Raw genomic sequence first — 4,176 nt, forward strand, 5'->3', positions numbered from 1 at the left:
CTGTTTAAAATATATTTTTAGATTATATCACTAGAATAGCACTTAAAAAAGGTGAGACACACTGGCTGGTCATGAATATAATAGTCAAAAATTTTATCCCGTTCTATTAAGGCGAAAAACTATGATTATTGGTGTACCTAAAGAAATCAAAAACCATGAATACCGTGTAGGTATGGTTCCTGCGAGTGTTCGTGAACTAGTAAACCATGGCCACCAAGTGTTTGTTGAAACTGATGCTGGTATGGGCATTGGCTTCACTAACGAAGATTATGTTGCAGCTGGTGCTGAAATTTTACCAACAGCAGCAGACGTTTTTGCTAAAGCTGAAATGATCGTTAAAGTAAAAGAGCCACAAGCCGTTGAGCGTGCAATGTTACGCGAAGACCAAATTCTATTTACTTACCTTCACTTAGCACCGGATCTTCCACAAACTGAAGACCTAGTTAAAAGTGGCGCAGTGTGTATCGCTTACGAAACAGTAACTGATTCACGTGGCGGTTTACCTCTTCTTGCTCCTATGAGTGAAGTTGCTGGTCGTATGTCTATCCAAGCTGGTGCACAAGCGCTTGAAAAATCAAACCACGGCCGTGGTATGTTACTTGGTGGTGTACCAGGTGTTGAGCCAGCTAAAGTTGTTGTTATCGGCGGCGGCATGGTTGGTCGTAGCGCAGCGCAAATGGCTGTTGGCCTAGGTGCTGATGTTGTTGTTCTTGACCGTAACATCGACGTACTACGTGCATTAGACGCACAGTTCGGTAATAAAGTTAAAGCTATCTACTCTACTGCTGACGCACTAGAAAAACACGTACTAGAAGCTGACCTTGTGATCGGTGGCGTACTAATCCCAGGTGCAGCAGCGCCTAAACTAGTAACAGCTGAGCACATCAAAGCAATGAAGCCTGGTTCTGCAATCGTTGACGTTGCAATCGACCAAGGTGGTTGTATCGCAACTTCTAAAGCGACAACTCACGCTGATCCTACTTACATCGTTGATGACGTTGTTCACTACTGTGTTGCTAACATGCCAGGTGCTGTTCCACGTACTTCTACGTTTGCACTTAACAACGCAACATTACCGTTCATCATCAACCTTGCTAACAAAGGCTATAAGAAAGCGCTTCTTGACGATGCAAACTTCTTAAAAGGCTTAAACGTGATCAAAGGTAAAGTTACATATAAAGAAGTAGCTGAAGCTTTCAACATGGAATATGTTGACCCACGTACAGCTGTTGAAAATGCTTAATTAGCATTGTGAAACAAAAAAAGCAGCGATATCGCTGCTTTTTTTATGCCTGTTTGCAAGTGAAGTGTTCTACTTGCAAACAAGTTTGAAAATAGTTTTTAACGACGCTTAGTTTGTTTAGCGCGTTGATTGTGCTTTTTAACCGCCTTACGGATTTGGTTAATTTTAGCACGCTTGTCTTTACGCTTTTCAGGAATAACCGACAGCTTAGTTTGCGTTTCGCGGCCTAGTTGTACTGTTTTACGTAAATAGTTAACCGTCTCTAAATCAAGCTCAGCCCAACCACCTTGTGGCAAGCGCTTATCAAGCTCTAACTTACCGTAACGAATACGGATAAGACGCGATACTTCAACATCTTGTGATTGCCATAAACGACGTACTTCGCGGTTACGACCTTCTGTTAAAGTGACATTGAACCAACGGTTGATGCCTTCACCACCCATAGGTTTGATGTTTAAGAATTTTGCAGGACCATCTTCAAGCTCAACGCCTTTTGTTAAAGTGCGTAGCGTTTCGTTAGTCACTTCACCAAACACACGAGCTGAGTACTCACGCTCTACTTCGTAGCTTGGGTGCATTAAACGGTTAGCAAGTTCACCATCGTTAGTAAACAGCATTAAACCAGCGGTATTAATATCTAGTCGGCCAACTGCAATCCAACGTTCGCCATCAACACGTGGTAGACGATCAAATACCGTACGACGGCCTTCAGGGTCTTTACGTGTACATAACTCGCCTTCTGGCTTGTTATACATAAGTACACGACAAATACGGTCGGCTTTGTCTTCGATTTTCACTACGTGACCGTCAACTCGAATTACATCGGTTGCTTCAACACGGTCGCCTAAACGTGCCACTTTACCATTCACGCTCACACGATTGGCATCGATGTATTTTTCCATTTCACGACGTGAACCCACGCCAGCACGGGCTAATACTTTTTGTAACTTTTCAGTTTCTACATTACTCATTCAGATAGTTCTCTCACAGAAGGATCGCTCAATAACTGGTTGATTTTACTCTCCTGAAGTTCAGGTAACGGCGGTAATTCATCTAAACCAGCTAATGAAAAATAATCTAAGAAAGCGGATGTTGTGGCATATAACGCTGGGCGCCCAGGCACCTCTTTGTGGCCAACAACTCTAACCCACTCTCTTTCTAATAAGGTTTTAATTATTCCTGAGCCAACAGCGACCCCCCGCACTTGTTCAATTTCACCACGGGTAATGGGTTGTCTATAGGCAATCAAGGATAAAGTTTCTAGTAGTGCTCGTGAGTATTTAGGTGCGCGCTCTTGCCATAAGTTTGCCAGCCAAGGCGCTAAACTAGCGCAGGCTTGAAACCTGTAACCGCTGCCTACTGCAACAAGCTTAATGCCTCGGGTTTGATAATGCGTTTGAATTTGTTCAATTGCATTATTAATGCGCGGCATAGAAACGCTTAAATCAGCTAATACTGTCTCTTTTAAATGACGTTTAGACACAGGTTTTCCAGCAACAAAAATCGCGGCTTCTATGATTTCGACTAACTGTTCATCACTGATACGTTTTGTGGCCATCGCTACTAAAGGTCATTTTAAATCACTAACGCTCTATTATGACAGAAGTCGGCCAAGGTTGGAAAAATTATTGTAAAAAAGCCAGTGTAAAACACTGGCTTTGGGGGATATTTATGAATGAATGTTGAAATTAGCTATTTTTAACCATTTCAAGGGCATCATCTTCGGCAACGTCGCTACCATATTTGCTAATGTAATTAACAAACTCAGTGCGGCTTACACGCTTATCTTTGTTGCTATCCATATAGCCAAAGTGATTTGCGATGTCGTCGTCATCGGCTTCTTCAATAGAAACATAACCATTTTTGTCGTTATCTAACGATTTAAAGTCATTTTCGATTGGGTCAAATTTAGCGATTTCAGCTTTAAATGCTGATTCAGATACCTCACTATCAGTTGCTACCTTGCCTGTATTTAACTGCATATATGCATTAAACTCAGTACGGCTGATTTGCTCATCCATATTGGTATCGATATTTGAAAAATGATCCCAAATTGCATCATCGTCAGCTTCTACCTTAGAGATATAACCGTCATTGTCATTATCTAGGCTGCCAAAATCGCTGTCGATTTTTGCTAAAGAGTTACTTGCAGAACATGCTGAAAGGCTTAAAGCTGCTAAAATTGTTGATGCTAAAGTTAACTTGTTCATAAGACATTTCCTTGTAGTCGATTAGATTCACTTCGACTGTTACAAATTGAATGCCAAAATGCCTTATTGGCTAAAATCAAGCACTTACAGCCTGGTTAAGTTGGGGTTAAGCCTATAATTTAGCAAGCTTTTCATAGAGTGCTGTAATTTTTTCATAAAAAAAGCGCTCCGAAGAGCGCTTTTTACAAATAACAAAAATGCCGCTATTAGATAGCTGCGTTTTGGTAACGCTTAACGAAGTCTGTTACTGCTTCGCCATTACATTTTAACGTATTTAAGTTACCAATTTTTTCACGCACAGGTGTTAAACCTTTTTTAAGTGCAGTGATGCAAAGTTGAGTTTCTTTTTGCTCATTTTTAGCAAACACTTCAACAGCTGCTTTTGCTACTTCTTGTGATTGTGCTTTTTTAGCAATTTCACGGATGTCAGTGCCGTTACATAAAATGCTTTTTGAAAAACGTGACATTGAAATGCCATGCTTTGCTGCTTCTTTACGTGCAGCGGTAAACCCTTCGTTCGCACTTAAGCTACATAACTTTGATTCAATACGGTTATCAGCTGAAAAGTAGTGCGGGTTGCTTGCTAATGAGCCAAATGAGATACATGCAAGAGAAAGCATCACTAATTGTTTTTTCATGGTTTACCTTTAAATAGTACATAATATGAACGGATGGTTTGCGCGCATTATATAAACAAAAATCAGCAGATCAACTGAATTATTT

General features: G+C 40.9%; 5 protein-coding genes. 1 reads left to right on the forward strand and 4 read right to left on the reverse strand.

Features of this window, described 5'->3' with window-relative positions; all coding sequences use genetic code 11:
- Nucleotides 1-121 precede the first annotated feature (121 nt).
- Nucleotides 122-1,243, forward strand: a complete 1,122-nt coding sequence (gene ald / locus L1D51_RS20645) for an alanine dehydrogenase (protein ID WP_054561274.1) — start codon at nucleotides 122-124, stop codon at nucleotides 1,241-1,243.
- Nucleotides 1,244-1,341: 98 nt separating this feature from the next.
- Here the strand turns inward: ald and rluB are convergent, their stop codons facing one another.
- The 4 genes from rluB to L1D51_RS20665 all read right to left on the reverse strand — a co-directional run bounded on the left by rluB (nucleotide 1,342) and on the right by L1D51_RS20665 (nucleotide 4,091).
- Entirely contained in the window at nucleotides 1,342-2,214 is an 873-nt protein-coding gene (rluB, locus tag L1D51_RS20650) for a 23S rRNA pseudouridine(2605) synthase RluB (RefSeq protein ID WP_138600083.1), read from the reverse strand.
- Entirely contained in the window at nucleotides 2,211-2,801 is a 591-nt protein-coding gene (gene scpB / locus L1D51_RS20655) for an SMC-Scp complex subunit ScpB (protein WP_054552968.1), read from the reverse strand. The genes rluB and scpB overlap by 4 nt, the downstream gene beginning before the upstream one ends.
- 130 nt (nucleotides 2,802-2,931) lie before the next feature.
- Nucleotides 2,932-3,453: an EF-hand domain-containing protein gene (locus L1D51_RS20660; protein WP_054561272.1), complete on the reverse strand. Its 522-nt coding sequence runs from the start codon at nucleotides 3,451-3,453 to the stop codon at nucleotides 2,932-2,934.
- A gap of 206 nt (nucleotides 3,454-3,659) precedes the next feature.
- Entirely contained in the window at nucleotides 3,660-4,091 is a 432-nt protein-coding gene (locus L1D51_RS20665) for an exonuclease III (protein WP_239964713.1), read from the reverse strand.
- Nucleotides 4,092-4,176 lie beyond the last annotated feature (85 nt).

Origin of the sequence: Pseudoalteromonas shioyasakiensis (assembly GCF_022398475.1) — a bacterium.
Taxonomy (GTDB): domain Bacteria; phylum Pseudomonadota; class Gammaproteobacteria; order Enterobacterales; family Alteromonadaceae; genus Pseudoalteromonas.